Raw genomic sequence first — 23,819 nt, 5'->3', positions numbered from 1 at the left:
GAAAGGATAAATGATTGAGGATGGAAAAAATTAAGCGTTATGTCATATTTATTGTAGGAATTTTCATTAATTCGCTGGGGGTCTGCCTGATTACAAAAGCAAATCTGGGGACATCCCCGATTTCATCTATCCCTTATGTGTTAAGCCTGAATTTTCCATTTTCACTGGGAAGTTTCACCATATTGTTCAGCCTGTTTTTGATTCTGCTGCAGTTACTGATATTAAAGAATAATTTTAAGCTGGAGCAGATGCTGCAGATTCCGGTATCTATTGTATTTGGGTATTTTATTGATCTGTGTATGGTCACATTTAAATCTGTTCAACCGGGAGGGTATATAGCTAAAATTTTATGTCTTCTGGCAGGGTGTTTCATTCTTGGAATTGGTGTATATCTGGAAATTCTTGCTGATGTTGTTATGCTGCCGGGAGAAGCCTTCGTCAGGGCTGTTGTATTTCGATGGAAAACAGAATTTGGCATTACAAAGGTTGCCTTTGACATAACAATGACAGTGGCGGCAGGGATAGTATCCTTTTGCTTTACGAAACGCCTTTATGGTGTAGGGGAAGGCACAATTGTGTCCGCAGTTCTGGTAGGATTTATAGCAAGGTTTATAGGCAGACATTTAACCGTTTTGAATCAGATATTATTTGGTTCTGCTGAAGACAAGCTGGAGAAACAAAAGAAAAATGCAATTTGTATTGTAATTGGCAGGCAGTATGGCAGTGGTGGGCACGATATTGGAAAATTACTGGCAGAAAGGCTGTCCTATGATTTTTATGATAAGTACTTCATTCAAATGGCCGCCGGCTCAACCGGTTATACACCCAGGTACATATCCCAAAGAGAAGAAAAAATGACAAACAGCTTTATTTTTGATATGATGAATCAAATGTATGTCTATTCTCAGGAGCATACAGCACCGGAGGATGCTATTTTTGAAGCGGAAACAAATGTAATAAAAGAAGTTTCACAGAAAAGCAATTGTGTAATTGTAGGCCGGTGTGCCGATTATATCTTAGGGGAACGTGATGAATGCTTAAAGGTTTTTCTTTTCGCTCCAATGGAATTTCGTGTAAAAAGAATTATGAAGACAGAAGGCTTAAATGAGAAGGAGGCAAGAAAAAAGATACAGCAGAATGATAGACAGAGAGCAGAACATTATCGCTACTATACGCATCAGATTTGGGGAATGGCCTCTAATTATCAGCTATGCATTGATACCTCGTTAGGAATGGAACATGCGGAAAAAATGATTTTTGAAATGCTGGAACATATCGGGCAAAGCAGCAAATAAAATTAATTGATAAGGAGTGTGTTTAAAATGGAAGTAAAGACATGGACTTATGATGAATTCCCTGATTTTACTGAGGAAATAGAAGATGCTGTGCGGTTAACAACATCAGGGAATGAGGTGGGAGTATCTTATCATCATGATGTAAAATACGCAGAAGTGAATGGCATTTCATTACATCTTCAAATTCTGAATCCATTTACCAGAAATGATCCTGATAAAGTATATCCCTGTATTGTATATGTGCAGGGGTCTGCGTGGATGGAACAGGATGTATATGGATCATGTACCTTACTTGGAAAACTTGCGGCAAAAGGGTATGTGATCGCAGTTGTTCAGTACAGGCATTCGGGTATTGCGGCATTTCCGGCTCAGGTTCAGGATGCCAGGAATGCAATTCGGTATATTCGTATCCATGCAGGCGATTATCATATAGATCAGGACAACATATTTGTTGGCGGCTCCTCCTCCGGTGGTCAGGTGGCTATGTTCTGCGGAATTGTAAAAGAAGGCGATGAAATGGATGCAACCCTTTATCCAGGCGTATCGGCGGAAGTAAAAGGAATTCTGGATTATTATGGCGCTGTCAGTATGCTGGAGGAAGATGGGTTCCCTTCAACTTTAAATCATCATCTTCCTGACAGCCCTGAGGGAATGGTTATGGGACACAGTAATTTAAGAGAAAGAACGGAGCTTCGGGAAAAAGCAACGGTAGAGTGTTATATCACACATAAACTTGATATACCACCGGTTATCATATTTCACGGTACAAAGGATCGTACTGTCAACGTATCCCAAAGTGTCAGTCTTTATAAGAAATTAAAGGCTTGCGGTAAAAATGTCAGGTTGTATTTACTGGAAGGGGCAGATCATGGAGGAGCAGAATTCTGGACGGAAGAAGTTTGTAATATAGTTGATAATTTTATTAAAACTCTTTCATGGCCAGTGCCAGGTCACTGACGACAATTTAGGGGAGCGACATCTGCTAAAGCAATCTGGAAGCCTGAAGCTTTCTGTATTCTCCCGGAGTCATGGTTACATACTTTTTGAAAAAACGTTGGTAGCTTTGAACGTTATTATATCCTACCAGTTCTGATATTTCAGTTAACGTAAGAAGCGTATCAGTAAGGTATTCCTTGCTTTTTTCAATTCGTATGTTATTTAAGTAATCGGTTAAGGTCGTTCCGGTTTTTGCCCGGAAAATTTTACTGAGATAAGAATAGCTGATATTCAGATAGTCAGCTGTATCAGTGATATTCATGTCATTCATATAGTGCTCATTTAGATATTGCTTTGCCATATCACAGTAATTGGTTTCTTTTGCATCATTGCTTTTATAATGAACGCTGATATTCATGAGAAGCTTTCTGCTGGAATGAATCATATCCGCTAATGTTTTATACTCATATAAAGCATCTAAAAGGTTGGTATCCATCAGCCTGGTGAAATGAAATTCGTGATCCAGTTCCACCAGTATCCGGTTAAATACATCCCTGACCTGGGAGACATTCCTGATATCCCCAAGTTTATCCTCCAATTCCAGAAGCAGTCGTTCTGTTTCCTGTTCGTTTTGAGAGACAATGCTACGGATAAACGATGTATTAATATTTAATAACATCATATATACTTCATCAGAGTCCAGACTTTTCTCGATTTTTTTAAATGTGGTGAGTTCATTTTTCCAATTAAAAAAATATGAGTTTTTGACTGTTTCAAGACATTTGGGGTACTCTTCTAAAATTTCTTCCGCATGATATATGGGCTGACTGATCCCGAAATATGCGTTCTGGTTTGTCAACTTAATTACCGTATCAGCCAGAACTGTTCTTGTCTGCTCAAGACTCTCCACTTCATTACCCTGGTAGAGCAAGACCAGAGTCTCTTCCTCGGTTTTGGCTAAAACTCCTTTCATGGAAGACTGGAGATAGCTTCGCAGTACTTCCTGCAGGTTCAGACGGAATAACAACTCATCATCAGGTGACAATTTCATATCGGCGATATCGAATTTCACCAACAGCATTTCGCAGTGGCAGTTTCCGCTTTTATCAAACAGATAGGGATGGTCATTGGTGAAATCAGCTGTATACTTCCAGTTTTCCAGAAAACTTCTGAAGTTAAACGCCTTACTTATTTCATCAAATCGTTTTAACTTTAATCTGGCATTGTAATTAAACGTGTTCATCTCTGAAAATACCTGTTTCAGCATATCGATTTCATCTGTTACGTGTTCCTGTGGAGAATTCCTGGTACCTTTTGCAACATCTGAATATAGAATATTAATCGGCCTGTATAATCGTTTTGCCATATAGAATGAGATGATCAGGGAAAATAGGATTAGTCCGATACAAATCAGAAGTATGTACTTTCCCAGATAAACAGCTTCCTGATAAGAATCGCTGAGGGGATAAGAAGTAACTGATAAAGCGTCAAAGTTAACGGGTTTCATAAAATATATACGATTATTGCAGACGATATAAGTCACTCCATTATCCAGCTCTCTGGCAGGCTGACGGATCAGTTGTTTCCATTCTGCATACCGGCTGTCTCCCTCTATAAGCCTGCCATCTCTGTCCAGAATAAAAAACTCCATATGATTATCATTCAGATGGTAGGAATCAACAATCTCATTGTATAAGCTCTTAATACTGATGTTAGTTACCAGATAGAAATCCGGTCTGCCCTTTAAAACGAGAGAAAGGACAAGATTATTCCGCTTATTGTATAAAAAGCTGTACTTGTCAAACAATGATTCATCATCAAAGATCAGGCGGGGAGGCAGCTGCTGTATGCTGTAGATATTGTCGTTTATATCATTTAACCATTTGGTATCGTAAAATTCCGAGAAAAGATACCTTCCGGTTTTTGAATTATAGATTTTGCCGGTTGTCTTGTCGTAAAAATATACCGAATCAATTAAGTAATATTTCTGTGTCATGGCGGACAGCCTCTTTGAAATCATGGATAAATCTGTATTGTAATCGTTTGAATAGGTGTAGGTACTGTATCTCTTTTCTCCGATTTCCGTAGCTGTTTCCATCTTTATGCTTTTAATTCGCTGATTGATCCCAGAAGCAATTTCATTTATATCAATGGATTTCTGCTGATAGAATTTCTGTTTTGCCTGTTGTGACATCATGTGGTACCAGAAGAAGCCCAGGACACTGATGGGAATTAAAATAAGGAGGATGTTAGAAAGAAGGATTCGGTACAAATATCTGCGGAATCCTCTTTTCTTTCTGCTTACCCAGTTCTTATTGGAAAATAGATTCATAAAAGCCTCCTACACTGAAATATTCTCAATACGGCGGATCCTTGCTCTTAGGCTAACTTTAACTATAGCACAGGATAAAGTTTGTTTTCAAGTGATACCATAATTCTACACGGAAATAATAGATTTTGATCCTCCATGATAGTTATTCATACTCCTAAATAGAAATCTACTGTTGTATACGGGGAGGGGGTCCGGTAAATTTAAGTATATGAAAGCGCGAAGGGAGAATATGAAAATGAAGTGGGCAAAACAACGTCAGGTTGGATACCAATCCATGCATTCAGACAGTAAAAATATCTGGTTTTATATCTGGAGAGATAAATGGCTGTATTTGATGCTGGTACCGGTCATTACCTATTATATTGTATTTAAATATGTGCCTATGTACGGCCTTATCATTGCCTTTAAAGATTATAATGTTTTTAAGGGAATTACCGGGAGTAAATGGGTTGGTTTACTTAACTTTAAGCAGGTTTTCCAGACAGATTTGTTCTGGCTGTCCATTAAAAACACCTTAATACTTAATCTGTCTACACTGGCTGTGAATTTTCCATTAACCATACTGGTTGCATTAATGCTGAATGAAGTTAGGTTTCCCTTGTTCCGGCGCGTATCCCAGTCATTTCTTTATCTGCCTCACTTTATGTCATGGGTGGTAGTGGCAGGCATTGCAACCAATCTTTTTGCCCAGACCGATGGAAGCGTAAATCAGATGATGAAGCATCTGGGATTCAATGCAATTCCTTTCTTAAACAGCAGCGGATGGTGGATTTTTACTTATGTTATATGCAATGTGTGGAAGGAAATTGGCTGGGGAACAATTATTTATCTGGCGGCTATAACCGGTATTGATGAATCCCTGTATGAGGCAGCCTACATAGACGGCGCAGGCAAAGTTCAGCGTATCCTCTATATCACCCTTCCTATGATCCGGTCAGTGGTTATTGTTATGCTGATTCTGTCTATCAGCAAAATGATGAGTATCGGTCTGGACGCTCCTTTGCTTCTTGGCAACACCAAGGTTATCAATGTGTCAGAAGTAATCAGTACCTATATTTATCGTCTGGGTATTGTAAAGGCAGAGTACAGTTTATCTACAGTAATCGGTCTGTTTCAGTCAGCCGTTAATATTTTCATACTGATTCTTGCAGATCGTATTGCCAAACTGATTGGAGAAGAGGGAATTTTATAGAGAGGGGGATATATTATGAACAAGATACGTGTCAGTAAAAAGAAAGCAATTAATTGGGGAACAGTGATAAACTATTTGTTGCTGACGATCCTGGTTGTAATATGCTTTTATCCATTTTTAAATGTAGTTGCTTATTCTTTTAGCAGCAACCGGGCAGTTTTATCCGGAACCGTTACTTTTTTTCCAATTGAAATGCAGCTGGATGCATATAAGGAGATTGTACATAGAGGACAGATCTGGACAGCAATGAGAGTAACCATGGTGGTAACAATGCTGGGGACTGCTATTGGTCTGATACTTACTGTATTTGCGGCCTATGCACTTTCAAAGGATAAATTAAAGGGACGGAGATGGATATCCGGAATGATCCTGTTTACCATGTATTTTAACGGAGGTATTATTCCAACCTTTCTGGTTATAAAAAATCTGGGAATGTATGACCAGCTTACGTCACTTTACATTCCCTCAGCTGTTAATGTTTTTAATTTCATTGTAATGAGAACTTTTTTCAGGGAAATCCCCAAAAGTCTGGAAGAAGCTGCTTATCTTGACGGAGCAACGGACGTTCAGATTCTCTTTAAGATTGTTCTTCCCCTGTCCATGCCGATTATTGCTACCATCGGACTTTTCTATGCCGTTTATTACTGGAATGATTATTTTAATGCTCTTATTTATATTCAGTCCCCTGAAAAGTATACCCTCCAGCTTCGGTTGAGAAGTCTTCTTTTTGCCGGAGAGCTGGGGGCGGCAGGAAACGAGGGACTGGCGCAGCAGGTAATGGCAGAATCGTTAAAGATGGCATGCATCGTAGTTGGAACAGTTCCCATACTGGCTGTCTATCCATGGCTTCAGAAATATTTTGTAAAGGGTGTTATGCTGGGCTCTGTGAAAGGCTGACAAGTCCGGGATTTTAATACACTAAATTATATGATTGGAGGAAGGTATATGAAAAAGGTAAGGCGTTTTCTGGCAGGGGGATTGGTTTTTGCAATGGCAGTCAGTCTGATTGGCTGCCAAAGTACGGGAGAGGTTTCTAAAAATGCAGACACAAAGGGTACCGCAGTATCGGATGCAGCAGGAGGAAAAGAGGAATTTAAAACCACCTACGGATCTAAAAAATTTGATGATGTGACCATAACGGTTGAAGTGTTTGACAGAAGCAATGCACCGGAGGGGAGTACAGTAATTGACAACAGATGGACAAAATACATCAATCAGGAAATGAACAAAGTAGGAATTACCGTTAAATTTGTGGCTGTTCCAAGAGCGGATGAAGTGAATAAAGCCCAGCTTATGATGGCATCCGGCACTGGTCCGGATATTATGATCTGCTATACATCCTCTATTGTGGAAGGATTTTATAAAGATGGAGGAACCTATGACCTGTCACCCTATGTGGATGGAGAAGATCAGGCAAAAAACTTAAAAGAATATATTGGTAAGGACTGTATGGATCTGGGACGGAATCAGCAGGGAGAGCTGTGGGCCATTCCGGCAAGACGTTCCACTACAGCCTCAACAAATCTCTTTATCCGTAAAGACTGGCTGGATGAGCTGGGGTTACAGGCTCCCACAACGAAAGAGGAGATGTACCACGTTCTGCAGGAATTCAAAAAATATAAGCCCGATTCCTTTGCGGCAAGCTTTTGGGTATGTACCAAAGCCAGCGATATTGCGGGGGTAATGGCTACCTCATTTTTAAAAAACGTAAAGGATGAGAAAGCTTATGCAATCGAAGCAGACTCTGCAACCAGCTTAATTTATATGGATCCGGGCTTTGGAGAGTATTTCAAATGGATGAACCAATTGTATAATGAAGGGCTGATCGATCCGGAATATTATGTGGATACTACGGAAAATGCCTTAAAAGAAGACTTTGTAAATGGAAAAGTAGGCTGTTTTGAATCCAATGTAAACTATAATGTAGACAGTCTCCGTGGAAGCTTATTAAAGGTGCTTCAGTCAACGGATCCCAAGGCGGATGTCATTAGCATTCCTCCCATTAAAAATGATAATGACGGGGAAATCTATAATAAGAATTATCCCATTAACGGTGCCTATCTCTTTGTTCCGAAATCAGCAAAGAATGTGGAAGCAGCCGTAACTTATCTGGATTGGCTTGCTACCAAGGAAGGCGGATTTACAATTTTCCACGGATTTGAAGGAGAACATTTCAAATATGATGATGCAGGGGTTCCCTGTGTTCTTGATGCGAGTTATAATACAAAGGACAAAGACTGGACCAGACATGATCTGTTTATAATTGGTAACCAGGGCTATTATAAGACTGCCGACGAATTCGCACTGGCCACCTCTAAGGAATGTCCCGGATATGAAAACTATGTGCTGGACAATTTTAAAAATGCTTCTGTTGGAACAATAAGGCACGATCCAACCTTTACTGCACCAACCGCTACAGAGAAAAATACGGAGATCAGTGTGATCAGGGAAGAATATTTCGTAAAATTAGTTACCTGCCAGCCTGACAAATTTGATGCCACATTACAGGAGTTTAAAGATAAACTAAAGAAAGCAGGATACGACCAGATTATCAAAGAGCGAACAGATTATTATGACGGAGTATTTGCCGGGAAGTAAGTTTTGAAGGAATCAGACAGAAAGTGAGAGGAGACAGGAAGATGTACAGTAGAAACGATGGCATGAATTATGCGCCAAAAGGAAAACCAGAGCCTGTGGTTTCAAAAGGGGATTTTTTCATAGCAGCGATTGCCTTGGACCACGGACATATTTATGGAATGTGCAATGGTTTAACGGAGGCTGGGGCAGTACTCAAATGGGTATACGATCCCGATCCGGTAAAAGTTGCTGACTTTGTTAAAGCCTTTCCTGAGGTTAAGGTGGCAGAATCTGAGGAGCAGATCCTGAAAGATCCCATGGTGCATATGGTCTGTTCCGCTGCAGTAACAAGCCTGCGCTGTGCACTGGGTCTTCGGGTAATGGAAGCGGGAAAAGACTATTTTACAGATAAAGCTCCTCTTACCACTTTAGAACAGCTGGCAGCCGCGAAGGAAATGGTGAAACGAACCGGGAAGAAATATATGGTATATTACAGTGAGCGGATCCATGTGGAGGCGGCGGTTTTTGCCGGACAGCTGATTGAGCAGGGAGCAATTGGAACTCCCATACATATTGACGGCTTTGGCCCACACAGAGTGGGAGATCCTAAGGACAGACCGGACTGGTTTTTTATAAAGGAAAAATACGGCGGCATATTGTGTGACATTGGAAGCCACCAGATTGAACAGTTTCTGTTTTACTGTAAGGTAAAGGATGCAAAAGTGCAGTATTCCCAGGTGGGGAATTTCGGGCATCCGGATTATCCTGAACTGGAAGATTTCGGGGATGCGGTACTTCTGGGAGACAATGGGGCAACCCAGCATTTTCGTGTAGACTGGTTCACTCCAAAAGGACTTTCCACCTGGGGTGACGGAAGAACCTTCATCCTTGGTACAAAAGGTTATATTGAATTGCGCAAATACGTAAATATCGGAGCCTGTGACGGAAGCTCAAACCATGTCTTCCTGGTCAATGAGGAAGGGGAGCAGCATTTTGAAGTGACCGGAATGGTTGGATACCCGTTCTTTGGCCAGCTGATTTTAGACTGTATAAACCGGACGGAGAATGCCATGACGCAGGAACATGCTTTCAAGGCGGCAGAGCTGTGCGTCAGGGCGCAAAACCAGGCAATTAATATACAAGAGGAAGCAGGGGGGCAGAAGCCATGTTAGATATTGCGGTTGTTGGAACGGGAAATATCGCCCCGTCACATATCGAAGGCCTTCTTACGTTTCCAGACAGGTGCCGTATCGTCGCTTTGTGTGATATTTATCCGGAAAAAGCGGAAGCTTTAAAGGAGAAGTATCATCTGACCTGCAGGATTTTTGATGATCATCAGAAAATGCTTGATTCCGGCCTTAATATTGATGTAATCCACATATGCACCCCGCCGTACGTCCATGGGGAAATCTCCATTCACTCCATGGATGCAGGCTGCCATGTAGTGGTGGAAAAACCCATGGCTGCCTGCCTTCAGGAGTGTGACGCCATGTTGGAGGCGGAAAAGAGAAATCATGTAATTATGGCGTGTATTGCACAAAATCGTTTTCGAAACCAGATCTACAAATTAAAAAAAGTGGTTGATAGCAAAATCGCCGGTAAGATCTGCTGCGTACATGTAAACTCCAGCTGGTGGAGAGGACATTGCTATTATGATTTGTGGTGGAGAGGGCTTTGGGAAAAGGAAGGCGGCGGTCCTACCTTAAATCATGCGGTACACCATATTGATATGCTTAACTGGTTGGAAGGCAAACTGCCAGAGGCGGTCATGGCAATGCTGGCAAACGTGATGCATGACAATTCAGAGGTAGAAGACTTATCTCTTGCCATGTTAGAATACCAGGACGGAAGTCTGGCACAGGTAACAAGTTCTGTCATACATCATGGAGAACAGCAGGGCATAGAACTGCAGTGTGCCGATGCAAAACTTTCGGTGCCGTGGGATTTAAAAGCAGAAATCTCAAAGACCAATGGCTTCCCTGAGAAAGGGGGGAATCAGGAGCTGCTTGACAAAATTCAAGCTTTCTATGAGGAAATACCGGATCTTTTATATGAGGGACACACCGGAGAGATTGATGATATCCTTCGTGCAGTTGAGACCGGAGCCAGACCTTTGATTACCGGGTTAGACGGGAGAAGGACGGTCGGGCTGATTACAGCTATCTACAAAGCCGGCTGTTTAAAAGAGAGGGTAAAGCTTCCGATCATGCCGGAGGATGAATATTATTCCTTTGAGGGGATCTTAAAAAATGCGGTTCGGTTTCATGAAAAAAGTGCATCGGTTGAGAATTTTACTGACACTGTCATAACACTGTGAACTTATAATTATTGATGCAAAATTACCGCTTTTCTGTCTTTGAAAATGAATAATACGCCGAGAACACAAACATCATTAGCTGCAGCGAGTAAATAACAGCTCTTTCTGTGAGTCCCATGATATTTAAATTATTTATCATACCAATGGGGTTGAGTACACCTGCTGTCGTAATAATCACAGACATAATGATCGTAAAAGTTCCCAGCCGTTTCATTTTCTCTTGCTTTAAATAACCGACAGACAGAACAAAACCTGCGGTAATCGTAGTAAACACTACAATTACCGTGACGATAATGTGCATCATGTTGCCGAATGTCATCTGAGTTTTATCACCAGTGAGTGGGAATAATGCATATCCGAATATGGAAACAAGGTTCATTAACAGAAAAATGCCCCATCCTGTGCGAACAGCAGAGTGGTATTTACGAAAGGATTTGACTAGCATTCCTATGACAAATAATATTGTAGCAATGCCATAGATGGTGGTAAAAATCAAAAGCAAAGTTCTGTTCGGTGCGCCCACGGCAGTCAGAGAACTAATATCGGTACTGATAGGATTATAATCCGGCCATAGGAGCTGACCCAAAAGCGTATGGAGTAAATAAAAGATTACACCTATCATGCCCAACGGCATTGTTAAGGATTCGAATTTTTTTATTTTCATATTTAGTCCTTTCTCATTAAAATTATAATCCGATTAAAAAAATAAATTCTTCAAATTTTAGAATCCTCTTATATAAAAGGGATCCTACATAAATAAAGGGTAAAAGGTACATTTTCATTTTGAAAATGTACCTTTTTTTAGATAACAAGATAGTTGGTAGAAAAAATTAAATTTGGAAGATTAAGGAAATAATGTGCTAAAATTCTATAATTACCAAAGATTATAATAATTTGTTGCATAATTTTTACAAATACAATATAATGGATTTGTAGAAAATTGTAGATTTTTGTTGATATTTGCAGTAATTTGTAAAAAATAAAGCAATATAAAATAAATTTGATTTTATTCATACCAGGTTTGTTATTTCTTCTCTCTTCCTTTGATAATATGATAAAAATGTGTATTTTATTTATGTTGGCTGTAAGTTTGAAAGGAGGTTTAATACATACAAATTCATGAAGAGAAAAGTTAACAAAAAATAAAGTGATAATTTAATTTGTAAAACGTGTGTTATGGATTGAGTTATTCAGCAAAATACCAAAGATAAAATTATTAGAGATATTGAACACTTACTTTATTGAAAGGAATGATTATAATGATGAAAAAAATGAACTTCAGTTTGAAGGTAAAGCTTAGTATAATTATTTTGTTATTTTCATTGTGTCCATTAATCTTGGTTTCTGCAATATTTATTAATTTTACGGGTAAAAGTATCATGTCTGAACAAGAGAGAGCATCCAATAAGCAGCTTGAGATGTTTAATAGTAATATTGATTCAATCATTGAAGAATTAATGAATAATACCAGTGGTTTTGCAAATGAAGCGATAATAAAGCAGGCAGATGGAACTTTGACAAGTTATGTAAATAACAATGGAAAAACCCAAATGACCCCTAGTAAAAATGGAAAAGTGGAACAGGAAATTTTCCAGAGATTTAAAGAATTTGGTGAAACACATCCTAATTATCAATATGTTTATATGGGTGTGGAATCGGGAGGATATGTTCAGTACCCAGAAGGAAATATGGAAGGCCCTTTTGATCCACGGCAGAGACCATGGTACCCGATTGCCATTAATAATCCAGATAAAGCAGTATTAGGTGATCCTTACTACTTTGCAACGGATAACATTGTTATTTTAGGTGCTTCTCAAGCTTTGAAAGATGCCAGTGGAAAAGTAATCGGCGTTGTTGCATTGGATATGAGTTTAGATAAGATTACAGAGATGGTTGACAAGGCAGGAAAAGATACAAAAGGACATTTTATCATTGTTGATGATAGCGGAACGATTATTGCTGATCCAAGTAACAGTGATAATAATTTTAAAAATGTATCAGATACATATGGAGGTGAATTAAGTAATCTTATTTTATCAGGTGCAGATTTCAATGAAGTAAAAGTGGATAATAAAGCATATTTAATCAGGTCTATAAAAAGTGAAAAGACAAATTGGCGGTATGTAGCTCTTTTGGATAAGGCTGACATCCTTAGCCCAATTACAAATTTAATTAAGTTAGAAATGATGATTATTTCTATTGTGTCATTATTAGCTATTTTCTTTGGCATATTTACAAGCCTGAAAATTTCGAAACCAATAAAGGAAGTATCCGAAGCTGCCAATAAAATAGCTGGAGGAGATTTTTATGTGCAATTACAAACAAAAGCTAGTGGCGAAGTAGGTGAACTGATTGATTCATTTAAACGAATAGGCATAACTTTAGTTGATTATAAGGAGTATATTCAAGAGATCGCACATATTCTAAATCAAATTGCAGAGGGGAATTTATGCTTTGAATTGAAACAGGAATATATAGGAGAGTTCTCAAAAATAAAGGATTCTCTTCTCAATATTTCAGAGAATCTTTCCCTGACAATTGAACATGTTAAAACGTCATCAGAACAAATTGCAATGGCCGCCAATCAGGTCTCATCGGGAGCACAATCCCTTGCTCAGGGAACAACGGAGCAAGCAAGCAGCATTGAGGAGTTTTCAGCAATGATAGCTGATATTTCACAGCAAATAAAGAATACTGCCAACAATGCTGATTTGGCAAACAGAGAAGTTGTGTCTACATCTGAAGAGGTTATTAATAGTAATAGTCAAATGCAGGAAATGAAACTGGCTATGAATAATATCAATGCAAAATCAGCAGAAATCAGTAAAATTATTAAAACCATTGAGGATATTGCGTTCCAGACGAATATTTTGGCACTAAATGCGGCAGTTGAAGCGGCGAGAGCTGGTTCTGCCGGAAAAGGATTTGCTGTTGTTGCAGATGAAGTCCGGAATCTGGCTCAGAAATCAGCAGATGCGGCAAAAAATACTACTATGCTCATTGAAGAAACGGTACAAGCCGTTGAACGGGGATCTGAGATTGTTGAAATCACTGCACAGTCAATGACAAATGTTGTGACAGGATCAGATCAGGTGCGAGAGTTTGTTAATGATATTGCTCGTACTTCGAAAGAACAATCTGATGCAGTGTCTCAGATATTAATAGGGGTGGAACAAATATCTTCTGTTATTCAAAGCAACAGTGCAACCGCAGAAGAAAGTGCGGCGGCAAGCGAGGAGCTTAGTGGTCAGGCTGATTTGTTGAAGCAGAATGTGGAACAATTTCAAATCCGAAGAGATGTTAACATTCATTTAAATAAGTCTGCAAGGACACAGAATAATACGATACAGTCAAGCCAGTATAGTATGGTGGATGAATATAAATATTAGAAGATTCAAGATAGGATTATCAAAGAAATATAGGTCTCACCCTCTACACTTAAACCATAAGCCACAGGCATGAATGCTTGTGGCTTAAATTACTCTTTATCCGTATGCGGATAGATGGTCCTGTTTTCATGCTCTCTTGGTGATATCCCCGTAACTTTCTTAAATACCTTGCTGAAATAATAGGGATTATCAAAGCCCAGTTTATCAGAGATGTCATACATCAGGTACTGGTGAGTGTCGATAAGCTCCATGGCATGCTGGATCTTTACCTGAGCAATATAATCAGAAAGAGTGGTACCGGTCAGCTTTTTAAAGGTATTGCTTAAATGACCGGAACTGATATTTAACGCTTCCGCAACATCCACCAGAGTCAGCTTTTCCATATAGTGTTCTTTGATGTAGCCTCTTGCCAGGTCTACCAGCTTATCAGAGCGGGTGGACTTTCTGTCGTTTAAAAGCCTGCAAAGCTTCTGGCAGAAGCTTCTCAGCCATTCCAGTATTTCCTCCAGGCTGTTAAACTGATTCAGCTGCTCCGCAATGTTGATGGTATAAGGGAAGATATCCTGATAGCTGCCATTTCCTGTTTCAAAGAAGGAGTATAAATAAGTATAGATATTGATGCAGGCACTGGTCGCCTGTTCCTTCCGGGGCTTATTTTCACGAAACAGCGTGATGATGTCTTCAAAGATAGAAGCAAGCTTTTCGCTGTCATTCTGACTGATATAAGCCGCCAGTTCTTTTTTAAATACATTGATGTTGAAATTTTTTGCCTGGCTGAAATGGGAGGGCTGACCCTGGTATAATACTACCTGGTTGGAAGAATCAAAGTAATAATAATCCAGTGCGGTCTGGGCCTCAGAGAACGCTTCCGGAAGATCTGACATCGTTTCCTTTAAACGGCTCACCCCAAAAACAGCAGATAACTCAAAATAGGTCTTTAAAGCCACACTGAATTTATGGCAGAATTCACTGATAGAGTTTTGGGAAAAAGTATCACCCTTTAAAGAGGCAATGATGAGAAAGGTATCCTGCCGGTATTCCAGTATTGTGTCATGAAAGAAAGATCTTGCCGCGATTCCGCCTAAGATATCAATCATCTGCCTGCTTACGGAATGCAGATCATAGCTTCCGCCCCCTGCTTCAAAATTTATGTGGATGGGTTTTAAGGTAAAAAGGATGATAAAAGGAGCCGGATACTGCTTCTTAAGTTCTTCGGGGATATCAGGGACTTCCTCCTGGGAAAATAAAAGGCGTCGAAACGTTATCTTATCCAGGTCTTCCTGACTGTTCTCCTGACGTTCATCCATCAGATGGTGTTTTTTATTATGAAATAAGTCACAGGATTCCTTAGCACGTTCTAAAGCAGCGATCAGAGCCTCTTCATTTAAATCAATTTTTACCAGATAATCAGAAGCACCCAGAGACAGTGCTTTTTTAACCAGATGAAATTCTTCTAAGTTGGTTAATACAATAAAAGCAAAGGAACAGTTGTTTTCTTTGCATTTTTCCACCAGCTCCAGGCCGTTTAATACGGGCATACGAATATCCGTTATTACAATATCCGGCTGAAGTTCCATAATCATGTCAAAGGCGGAAGGGCCATTGGTGGCCTTTCCAATAATGCTGCATTCATAGTTTTCCCATATGATCAGAGAGGCGATGCCGGCCAGGATCAGTGGTTCATCGTCTATAATAATAATTCGATACATAATGTTTCACACCCCTTTGTCAGCTCATTCTAAAATTCCAGTGGTAGGGCAATGGTAATCAATGTATATTGGTCTAATTCGCTTTCCAGCTTTAAGCCATATTCTTCTCCGTAAACCAGCTTTAATCTCCGGTCCACGTTTGGAAGGCCGATTCCGCTCATATTGCTTCTTGTGATACGGGAGGTATCTGTCAGCAGCTTTTCTATATTTTCAGGTGATATGCCAATGCCATTGTCCTTTACTGAAATATAGAGTATCCCGTTTTCCGTATAAACGTGAATCTGTATCAGCCCGTTTCTTCCGCTTGGTTCAATTCCGTTAAATATAGCATTTTCCACAATGGGCTGAAGGGTCAGCTTCACGATCTTGGCATCGTAAAGAACCTCCTGGTCCACCTGGGTTGATACGTCAAAGAGTTCTATATACCGGATTTTTTCTATAATAACATAGTTCTCTAAAAAATCCAATTCCTGACGAAGCGTTACTTTTTCGTTAAATCCCTTTGCCATGTTTTTAAGCAGAGAGGACAGGGCAGTGACAACCTGGACGATTCCGCTGTTTTTCTGCATGGTTGCGATCCATTTAATAGAATCCAGGGTATTATAGAGAAAATGAGGATTGATCTGTGCCTGAAGCATTTTAATTTCTAAGTCCCTTTTTTCATTCTCACTTTGTACCCTTGTTTCCAGAAGATCGGAGATCCGGCTGGACATCTGGTTAATCTGTTTTCCAATGCCTCCGATTTCATCAGCCGTTTCAATGGAACGGTCCGGATCAAAGTTACCTTGGGAGATAAATTCCAGACGTTTTTTCAGGCGGCTGATGGGAGCGCTTAACTGGCGGGATATAAACCAGGACAAGGTCAGGCCGATGGCAAAACAGAAAAAGAAAATAAGGCTGATGGTGCCGCTGATCACTCCATGGTCCAGATTAAGAGAGGAAACTGGAAGGACCTGAAAGAAGATCAATCCGCTGACAGCCTGTTTTTCATAGGCGATGATACATTCCTCCCCATCAAGCCGGGTACGGAAATTACCCTGAGGTTCTTTCCTGTCTTTTAACGTTCCAAGCAAATGGTCAACGTTAAAAGAATTTCCATTCACAGAAGTAATAATACTTCCGTCTGAAGTGGCTGCATAAAGGATCTGATCGTCTCCCATGCTTTTTAGTGTATCAGAAAACAGCCTGGGGGATACAGCAAGAAATATCCATGCGTCTTCCGGCTGCCCGTTGGAAGCATATTTTAATGGCCTTAAAAGTGGAAGAATCTTTGGGGTATAATTGGTAGGAGAAAAAGGATTGTCCTCCAGAGAAAGAAGGTACTGGGTATTTTCTCTGTAAAGCAGATCATGAAACCAGGGGGCATTTTGAATGTCACCTACATCCCGGGTGGAACCGTAAGCGTTACCGGCCTGCAGAACTTCTCCATTATTATACAGTGTGATTTTATAAATATATTTGCTGTAACCTGAAATTGCACAAAAATCTCTCAGTACATTGGAGGCGTAGAGCTTAATATAGGCAGATTCCCCATGGTCTCCCATTTTAAAGGAAGGAGAGGAGAATAAGGATTTACGTTCGGAGCAGGTAACCACAATGTTGACCATTTCCTTATAAGCAACTTCCATCCGATCTGACAAAATCTGGACCCGGTTCACTGTATTTTTTGTTTCGTTTTCTAAAGCATCCTTATAATAAGAGTGATAGTTATAAAAACTCACGGCACATGCAATGATGATAACCATCAGCAGATTGTATAAAAGAAATTTATACCGGAATGTTCGGGGCATGATCTCATCCTTTCTCCCCCGTGAACAGCCGTTAAATGCCAGATGCACAACTTTGCATCTCAGCCTGCACGAGATTAAATTTAGTAATATCATATCCTTTATTCCGCAGAAATTCAACGAAATAGAAATGAATCTTAAAAAAATATAAAAATCTGAATAAAGTATATGTTTTAATTTTTAGAGACAGGAAAAACGTAAAAAAATAATATAATTATGCAAATCGTTTATTCCGATATAGCCTCAGATCTGGTATCTTTATAGCATAAAGAACACGCGCGTAGTTCTAAAAAAAGGGAGGTTACAAACCGATGAGATTAAAAAAGGTTTTAGCTATGGTATTAGCAGCCGGAATGGTGTGTGCATCTTTAACTGCATGTGGCAGCAAAACAGCTGAAAGCAGTGCTGCAGATACAACCGGAGCAACGACTGCCGCAGATTCTGCAAAGGCAGGAGATAAAACACAGAACTCTGGTGAAAAGAAGGTTCTTACCGTTACGACATGGGACTATGATTCATCTCCTCAGTTTCAGTCAGTGGTTGATGCCTATATGAAAGAAAATCCCAATGTGGAAATTAAAGTCATTGATACTTCTGCTGATGAATACAACAATTCCTTGGGAATCAGTTTATCCGCAGCTCAGCCGGATCCGGATATTATCTGGGTAAAGGATATGGGCTCCATGCTTCAGATGGCTGATAAAAAGCAGCTTCTTCCTCTTGATGATTTCATGAAAAAAGACAACTTTGATACATCCGTTTATAATGGTGCTGCAGAGCAGCTTCAGTACAACGGAGTGACTTACGGACTTCCGTACCGTTCCGACTGGTATGTCTTATACTACAATAAGGATCTTTTTGATGCAGCAGGTGTTGCATATCCTTCCAATGATATGACCTGGGATCAGTATAATGAACTGGCTGCGAAGATGACTTCCGGAGAAGGCAGCTCAAAGGTATACGGCGGACATAATCATACATGGCAGGCGCTTGTAACAAACTGGGCCGTTCAGGATGGCAAGCATACAGTTGTTGAAAAAGATTATTCCTTTTTAAAGCCATGGTATGAGGCAGCTCTTTCCTTACAGGATAAGGGATATATCCAGGATTACTCCACGTTAAAGACAGCAAATATCCATTACTCCTCTGTATTTAAGAATCAGCAGTGCGCTATGATGCCAATGGGAACCTGGTTTATCGCCACCATGATCCAGTCCCGTGCAGCAGATGAGACTTCCTTTAACTGGGGCATTGCAAGACTTCCTCATCCTGCTGATACAGAATCAGGATATACGGTAGGAGCTCTTACTCCTGTCGGAATCAGCGCTTATACGGACGAACCTGACTTATCCTGGGATTTTGTAAAATTTGCTACAAGCAAAGAAGCCGCAAATATTCTGGCTGAACAGGGTGTATTTACCGGTATCCAGACAGAGGAATCTTTAAAGACCATCGCTTCCGCACAGTTCTTCCCCGAGGGAGAATCTAATATTGAAGCATTGTCCTATACTCATTACACATTTGACCGTCCTTTAGACCCAAAGATCGAAGAAATTCGTAAGGCTCTTGACGAAGTTCATGAAATGATCATGATTAAGCAGTATACGGTTGATCAGGGAATCGAAGAACTGAACAAACGTGTTGCAGAGATCAAAGGCTGGTAAAATATAATTGATTGCCAAAGAGCGCCTTTTCTAAAATTTAAACAAGGCGCTCTTTTTGTGGCAAAAAGCAGGTGAAAAGGAGGTTAACCCAGTATGAAAGCAGTAAAAACCACATTGACGTCGCATCAAAAGAAAGCAATCCGAAGTAACCTGGTCGGTTATTCCTTTATTTTGCCTAATTTAATCGGATATGCTATTTTCGTATTCATTCCTGTTATTTTTTCCTTTATTTTAAGTGTTATGAAATGGGATGGCTCCAAGTCTCCCATGGAGTTTGTTGGATTAAAAAATTTCGCTCAGATTTTTGGTGACAGAATATTTGTTCAATCCTTTCTTCACACCATTCAATATGCATTGCTTACAGTAGTTCCAACTCTGGTGCTGTCACTTTTACTGGCAGTTTTACTGAATCATAAGTTAAAAGGGATAGCAATTTTTCGTACAGCACTTTATTTTCCTTACATTGCCTCCATTGTGGCGGTAGGTGCAGTATGGAACATGTTATTTCAGCCGGATTTTGGACCCATCAATGAATTTTTAAAATTCATCGGCATATCCAGGCCTCCCAGATGGGTTGTTGATGTGAAATGGGCCATGGTGGCCATTTCAGTGGTAAGTGTATGGAAATACATGGGTTACTATATGATCGTCTATCTGGCGGCTCTCCAGGGAATCTCAGGTTCCCTTTATGAAGCGGCAGGGATGGACGGAGCCAATGGTATCCAGAAGCTTCGGTATATTACGATTCCCATGCTGACTCCGACCACATTCTTCGTGCTAATTATGCTTACAATTCAGTGCTTTAAGGTGTTTGATCTTGTATATGTAATGACAGGCGGAGGTCCCGGAAACGCCACCAAAACCCTGGTCAATTATATTTATGAAAAGGCATTTACCTCATGGGAGTTTGGACCGGCAAGTGCGGGAGCCATTGTTTTGTTCGCAGTAGTGCTTGTGATCACCCTGATTCAGTTCGCGGGTGAAAAGAAGTGGTCTAAAGATTTGATGTAAGGAGGGAAAGCGATGAATACAAAAACAAAGGATTTAAAGATACCTCTGTATCTGGGACTGATTGCTTTATCCCTTTTTATGCTGGTGCCTTTTTACTGGATGGTGATCTCTTCTTTAAAGCTTAATAAAGACGTATTTTCCGTACCAATGAAATGGTGGCCCGATACGATGCATTGGGAAAACTACAAAATCATCTGGAAGAAGCTGCCCCTTGTGACCTTCTTTTTCAATACAGCAAAGCTGACGGTTATTACCACCATCATACAGCTGTGTACCAGCTGTTTTGCTGCTTATGGTTTTACAAAGACGCGTTTTAAAGGCAGGGATCTGATCTTTCTCATGTATGTTACTACCATAGCTGTTCCATGGCAGGTATACATGGTACCACAGTTTATTCTGGTTTCCAGGCTGGGTCTTAACGACACTCATTTAGGATTGATCTTAATGCAGGCGTTTTCTGCGTTTGGCGTATTTTTAATCCGTCAGTTTTATATCAGCATTCCCGATGAATTATGCGAAGCTGCCAGGATCGACGGGCTAAATGAATATGGTATTTTCGGAAAAATTGTGTTTCCTCTTGGAAAACCTGCTATGGCAACCCTGACCATATTTACATTTACCAATGTGTGGAATGATTTTATGGGACCGCTTATCTATTTAAAAACAAAGGAATTGAAAACCATCCAGCTTGGTATCCGAATGTTCATATCCCAGTTCGGAGCGGATTATGCATGGATCATGGCTGCTTCCGTTTGCTCATTGATTCCGGTTATCATTGTATTTTTAAGCTGTCAGAAGTTCTTTGTAGAGGGCGTTGCAGCCAGCGGAATCAAAGGATAAAAACGGAGATACCCTGCGGGTATCCCTTTATGTCCAAAAAGACGGACAGTAAATAGGAAACACCCTGCGGGTATCCCTTTATGTCCAAAAAGATGGACAGTAGATAGGAAACACCCTGCGGGTATCCCTCTATGTCCAAAAAGATGGACAGTAAAAAGGAAAGGAGAGGCATATGGCACAGACATTGGAACAAATAAAAAAGTATCCTGGAATGGAAGCGGGGATGGTTCAACAGGCTCTTAATGATGCAGTAAAGATCGTGAAAGAGAACCTTACGGAATTTACGGATAAATTCCAGTCTCCCAACAGCTTTGACGGATTTTACCAGGCAACAGAAAACGTGGAATGGACAACAGGGTTCTGGACAGGAGTGATCTGGCTGGCTTACGAGCACACCGGGGATGATGCATTCCAAAAATCCGCACAGGTACAGGTAGAAAGCTTTCTAGACAGAATTGAAAATAAAATTGACGTAAATCATCATGATATGGGATTTCTATATAGCTTATCCTGTGTGGCAGCTTATAAGCTGACTGGCAATGAGCATGCAAAAAAAGCCGCTTTATTAGCAGCGGATCATCTGGCAGAACGATACAGGGAAAGAGGAAAGTTTCTTCAGGCCTGGGGAAACCCTGGCGAACCAAAGGAATACCGGCTGATCATTGACTGCCTGTTAAATCTTCCCTTACTTTACTGGGCAACCGAAGTGACAGGAGATCCTTCCTACGAAGATAAGGCGGAAAACCATATAAAGACTGCCATGAAATGTATTTTGCGTCCGGATCATTCTACCTACCATACCCATTTCTTTGATGTGGAAACAGGGGAACCCACGTATGGAGTAACCCATCAGGGGAACCGCAACGGTTCTGCATGGGCCAGAGGACAGGCATGGGGGATTTATGGGATTGCTTTAAGCTACCGGTATTTAAAGAATACGGAGTACATGGACTTATTCTGCAGCGTGACGGATTATTTTATTGAACATCTGCCGGAAGATCTGATTCCTTACTGGGATTTTGACTTTGACACAGGAAGTGAGGAACCGAGAGATTCCTCTGCGTCTGCCATTGCTGTCTGCGGAATCCTGGAAATGGCAAAATACTTAGAAAAAGAGAAGGCACAGGTATATCTGACTGCAGCTGACCGGATGCTTAGGGCGCTGACAGACCTTTGTGCCAACAGGGATTACAAAATGTCCAATGGATTGCTGCTTCATGGCACCTATGCGAGAAATTCCAAAGAGAATACCTGTACCGACCGTGGTGTAGATGAGTGCAATACATGGGGAGATTATTTTTATATGGAGGCGCTGACAAGGCTCTCCAGAGACTGGAAGCTGTACTGGTAATTGCTGGTGGAGGAGAAAAAAATGAAGACAAATCTGCTGTATGTGTTTGCTGACCAATGGCGGGCGCACGCCATGGGATTTATGAACATGGATCAGGTGATAACACCAAACATTGACTCTTTTGCCTGGGAGAGCATGAGGTTTACCAAAGCTTACAGTACGTATCCCTTATGCTCTCCCCACAGAGCGTCTCTTATGACAGGAAAATACCCCTTCCATCTTGGAATGTGGACCAATTGTAAGATTGGGCTGGAAGAGAAGGTCATGTTAAGACCTCAGGAGCGTTGCATTGGAGATGTGCTAAAAGGTGGAGGTTACCGGACGGGATACATTGGCAAATGGCATCTGGATGCATCGGAGCTTAACTTTGTTGCCAATCCAATATCAGGTGCAAGAGACTGGGATGCCTATACGCCGCCAGGGGAAAGAAGGCATGGATTTGATTACTGGCTGTCTTACGGAGCCTGGGACGATCATATGAATCCCCATTATTGGCAAGACGATGAAAGCCAGATAAAGCCAGGAAAATGGTCGGCAGAATTTGAAACAGACAAGGCGCTCGAATATATGGAAGCAAGGAAAGAGGGGGAACAGCCATTTGCGCTGTATCTATCCTACAATCCGCCACATCTTCCCTATGAGCTGGTGCCGGATAAGTATTACCAGCGGTTTAAGGACCTGGAGGTCTGTTATCGTGAAAATGTTCCGGAAGAGATGAGAGAAAAGGGAGGGCTCCTGGAGACTCAGACAAGACAGTATTATGCTGCAATTTATGGAATTGATCAGCAGTTTGGAAGAATCCTAAAATATCTGAAAGATCATGATATGGAGGAAAATACCCTTGTTATCCTGTCATCGGATCATGGAGAGATGCTGGGTTCCCATGGATTGATGAGTAAAAATATCTGGTATGAGGAGTCCATTCATATCCCGCTTATGATTCGTCAGAAAGGCAGAATCCAGTCGGCTGACAACCCTGTTATTTTTGCCAGCCCTGATCACATGCCCACAATTCTGGAGCTTTTGGAAATTCCCGTTCCAGAGACATGCGAAGGCTATAGTCATGTAAAAGGAATGTTCGCAACGGATAAGAATGAGCCAAAGGATATGTTTATATGCTCTTATCCGGGAGGCGCGGAGATGGTAAAGAAGTTCTCCTGTAAGGGTCTTAATCATAAATCCTATGGCTGGCGGGGGATCAGGGATAAGCGTTACACTTATGTCATTACTAACGGTTATGCCCCAGGCGAGGAACAGAGGGAATATCTTTATGATAATGAAATGGATCCCTATCAAATGAATCCTGAATTATTAAAGCCGGATTGTCAGAGAAATGATGTTCTTAGATACAGGGAAAGGCTTAGAACGTATTTAAGCAGGACAGAAGATCCATTTTTATGGAATCGCTAGAAGAAAATC

The 23,819-nt window shown here is 40.7% G+C and carries 17 protein-coding genes; 13 read left to right on the top strand and 4 right to left on the bottom strand.

Translation table 11 applies throughout. From position 1 onward, the window contains the following. Window positions 1-20: 20 nt before the first annotated feature. Window positions 21-1,295, top strand: a complete 1,275-nt coding sequence (locus tag BXY41_RS12800) for a cytidylate kinase family protein (RefSeq protein WP_104437248.1) — start codon at window positions 21-23, stop codon at window positions 1,293-1,295. A gap of 27 nt (window positions 1,296-1,322) precedes the next feature. Beyond that, window positions 1,323-2,252 carry an alpha/beta hydrolase gene (locus tag BXY41_RS12795; RefSeq protein ID WP_104437247.1) on the top strand — a complete coding sequence of 310 codons (930 nt, stop codon included), beginning with the start codon at window positions 1,323-1,325 and terminating at the stop codon, window positions 2,250-2,252. 25 nt (window positions 2,253-2,277) lie between these two features. Here BXY41_RS12795 and BXY41_RS12790 read toward each other — a convergent pair whose 3' ends face one another. Continuing rightward, window positions 2,278-4,563 carry an AraC family transcriptional regulator gene (locus BXY41_RS12790; protein WP_104437246.1) on the bottom strand — a complete coding sequence of 762 codons (2,286 nt, stop codon included), beginning with the start codon at window positions 4,561-4,563 and terminating at the stop codon, window positions 2,278-2,280. A 235-nt stretch (window positions 4,564-4,798) separates the two neighbouring features. On the opposite strand from BXY41_RS12790, the gene BXY41_RS12785 reads away from it, so the two are divergent. From BXY41_RS12785 to BXY41_RS12765, 5 genes are read left to right on the top strand one after another with little or no spacing between them, the layout of a single operon-like run. Continuing rightward, window positions 4,799-5,755 (top strand): ABC transporter permease, encoded by a 957-nt coding sequence (locus BXY41_RS12785; RefSeq protein WP_242980191.1) that lies wholly within the window; start codon window positions 4,799-4,801, stop codon window positions 5,753-5,755. A 15-nt stretch (window positions 5,756-5,770) separates the two neighbouring features. Then, window positions 5,771-6,652 carry a carbohydrate ABC transporter permease gene (locus BXY41_RS12780; RefSeq protein WP_104437245.1) on the top strand — a complete coding sequence of 294 codons (882 nt, stop codon included), beginning with the start codon at window positions 5,771-5,773 and terminating at the stop codon, window positions 6,650-6,652. 48 nt (window positions 6,653-6,700) lie between these two features. Beyond that, window positions 6,701-8,353 (top strand): extracellular solute-binding protein, encoded by a 1,653-nt coding sequence (locus BXY41_RS12775; protein WP_170072348.1) that lies wholly within the window; start codon window positions 6,701-6,703, stop codon window positions 8,351-8,353. Window positions 8,354-8,394: 41 nt separating this feature from the next. Beyond that, window positions 8,395-9,504 (top strand): Gfo/Idh/MocA family protein, encoded by a 1,110-nt coding sequence (locus tag BXY41_RS12770; protein ID WP_104437243.1) that lies wholly within the window; start codon window positions 8,395-8,397, stop codon window positions 9,502-9,504. Beyond that, window positions 9,498-10,649, top strand: coding sequence for a Gfo/Idh/MocA family protein (locus BXY41_RS12765; protein WP_104437242.1), 1,152 nt, complete (start codon window positions 9,498-9,500; stop codon window positions 10,647-10,649). Before BXY41_RS12770 ends, BXY41_RS12765 begins: the two co-directional genes overlap by 7 nt. Before the next feature lie 22 nt (window positions 10,650-10,671). On the opposite strand, the gene BXY41_RS12760 is transcribed toward BXY41_RS12765, so the two are convergent. Then, entirely contained in the window at window positions 10,672-11,313 is a 642-nt protein-coding gene (locus tag BXY41_RS12760) for a DUF998 domain-containing protein (RefSeq protein ID WP_242980190.1), read from the bottom strand. Window positions 11,314-11,908: 595 nt separating this feature from the next. Here BXY41_RS12760 and BXY41_RS12755 point away from each other — a divergent pair. Next, window positions 11,909-14,038, top strand: coding sequence for a methyl-accepting chemotaxis protein (locus BXY41_RS12755; protein ID WP_170072346.1), 2,130 nt, complete (start codon window positions 11,909-11,911; stop codon window positions 14,036-14,038). A gap of 89 nt (window positions 14,039-14,127) precedes the next feature. Here BXY41_RS12755 and BXY41_RS12750 read toward each other — a convergent pair whose 3' ends face one another. Beyond that, complete coding sequence (locus tag BXY41_RS12750; RefSeq protein WP_104437240.1) at window positions 14,128-15,747, bottom strand: AraC family transcriptional regulator; 1,620 nt, start codon at window positions 15,745-15,747, stop codon at window positions 14,128-14,130. A 29-nt stretch (window positions 15,748-15,776) separates the two neighbouring features. After that, a complete protein-coding gene (locus tag BXY41_RS12745; RefSeq protein WP_104437239.1) occupies window positions 15,777-17,537 on the bottom strand; it encodes a sensor histidine kinase in 1,761 nt (586 codons plus the stop codon). 308 nt (window positions 17,538-17,845) lie between these two features. Here BXY41_RS12745 and BXY41_RS12740 point away from each other — a divergent pair, with 308 nt between their 5' ends. The 5 genes from BXY41_RS12740 to BXY41_RS12715 all read left to right on the top strand — a co-directional run bounded on the left by BXY41_RS12740 (window position 17,846) and on the right by BXY41_RS12715 (window position 23,810). After that, window positions 17,846-19,198 carry an ABC transporter substrate-binding protein gene (locus tag BXY41_RS12740; protein ID WP_104437238.1) on the top strand — a complete coding sequence of 451 codons (1,353 nt, stop codon included), beginning with the start codon at window positions 17,846-17,848 and terminating at the stop codon, window positions 19,196-19,198. 93 nt (window positions 19,199-19,291) lie between these two features. Further along, the gene (locus tag BXY41_RS12735; protein ID WP_104437237.1) at window positions 19,292-20,209 is read left to right on the top strand and encodes a carbohydrate ABC transporter permease; all 918 of its coding nucleotides are present in this window, start codon (window positions 19,292-19,294) and stop codon (window positions 20,207-20,209) included. A 12-nt stretch (window positions 20,210-20,221) separates the two neighbouring features. Then, window positions 20,222-21,049 carry a carbohydrate ABC transporter permease gene (locus BXY41_RS12730; protein WP_104437236.1) on the top strand — a complete coding sequence of 276 codons (828 nt, stop codon included), beginning with the start codon at window positions 20,222-20,224 and terminating at the stop codon, window positions 21,047-21,049. 172 nt (window positions 21,050-21,221) lie between these two features. Beyond that, window positions 21,222-22,400 (top strand): glycoside hydrolase family 88 protein, encoded by a 1,179-nt coding sequence (locus tag BXY41_RS12720; protein ID WP_104437234.1) that lies wholly within the window; start codon window positions 21,222-21,224, stop codon window positions 22,398-22,400. Between the two features lie 21 nt (window positions 22,401-22,421). Next, the gene (locus tag BXY41_RS12715; RefSeq protein WP_104437233.1) at window positions 22,422-23,810 is read left to right on the top strand and encodes a sulfatase family protein; all 1,389 of its coding nucleotides are present in this window, start codon (window positions 22,422-22,424) and stop codon (window positions 23,808-23,810) included. Window positions 23,811-23,819 lie beyond the last annotated feature (9 nt).

The organism is Lacrimispora xylanisolvens (assembly GCF_002934545.1).
Classification (GTDB): domain Bacteria; phylum Bacillota; class Clostridia; order Lachnospirales; family Lachnospiraceae; genus Lacrimispora; species Lacrimispora xylanisolvens.
This window is presented reverse-complemented; position numbering and strand designations above follow the sequence as displayed.

Coding starts and splice junctions, on each gene's coding strand:
- BXY41_RS12800 (WP_104437248.1), top strand. CDS start 21: ATGGAAAAAATTAAGCGTTATGTCATATTTATTGTAGGAATTTTCATT.
- BXY41_RS12795 (WP_104437247.1), top strand. CDS start 1,323: ATGGAAGTAAAGACATGGACTTATGATGAATTCCCTGATTTTACTGAG.
- BXY41_RS12790 (WP_104437246.1), bottom strand. CDS start 4,563: ATGAATCTATTTTCCAATAAGAACTGGGTAAGCAGAAAGAAAAGAGGA.
- BXY41_RS12785 (WP_242980191.1), top strand. CDS start 4,799: ATGAAGTGGGCAAAACAACGTCAGGTTGGATACCAATCCATGCATTCA.
- BXY41_RS12780 (WP_104437245.1), top strand. CDS start 5,771: ATGAACAAGATACGTGTCAGTAAAAAGAAAGCAATTAATTGGGGAACA.
- BXY41_RS12775 (WP_170072348.1), top strand. CDS start 6,701: ATGAAAAAGGTAAGGCGTTTTCTGGCAGGGGGATTGGTTTTTGCAATG.
- BXY41_RS12770 (WP_104437243.1), top strand. CDS start 8,395: ATGTACAGTAGAAACGATGGCATGAATTATGCGCCAAAAGGAAAACCA.
- BXY41_RS12765 (WP_104437242.1), top strand. CDS start 9,498: ATGTTAGATATTGCGGTTGTTGGAACGGGAAATATCGCCCCGTCACAT.
- BXY41_RS12760 (WP_242980190.1), bottom strand. CDS start 11,313: ATGAAAATAAAAAAATTCGAATCCTTAACAATGCCGTTGGGCATGATA.
- BXY41_RS12755 (WP_170072346.1), top strand. CDS start 11,909: ATGATGAAAAAAATGAACTTCAGTTTGAAGGTAAAGCTTAGTATAATT.
- BXY41_RS12750 (WP_104437240.1), bottom strand. CDS start 15,747: ATGTATCGAATTATTATTATAGACGATGAACCACTGATCCTGGCCGGC.
- BXY41_RS12745 (WP_104437239.1), bottom strand. CDS start 17,537: ATGCCCCGAACATTCCGGTATAAATTTCTTTTATACAATCTGCTGATG.
- BXY41_RS12740 (WP_104437238.1), top strand. CDS start 17,846: ATGAGATTAAAAAAGGTTTTAGCTATGGTATTAGCAGCCGGAATGGTG.
- BXY41_RS12735 (WP_104437237.1), top strand. CDS start 19,292: ATGAAAGCAGTAAAAACCACATTGACGTCGCATCAAAAGAAAGCAATC.
- BXY41_RS12730 (WP_104437236.1), top strand. CDS start 20,222: ATGAATACAAAAACAAAGGATTTAAAGATACCTCTGTATCTGGGACTG.
- BXY41_RS12720 (WP_104437234.1), top strand. CDS start 21,222: ATGGCACAGACATTGGAACAAATAAAAAAGTATCCTGGAATGGAAGCG.
- BXY41_RS12715 (WP_104437233.1), top strand. CDS start 22,422: ATGAAGACAAATCTGCTGTATGTGTTTGCTGACCAATGGCGGGCGCAC.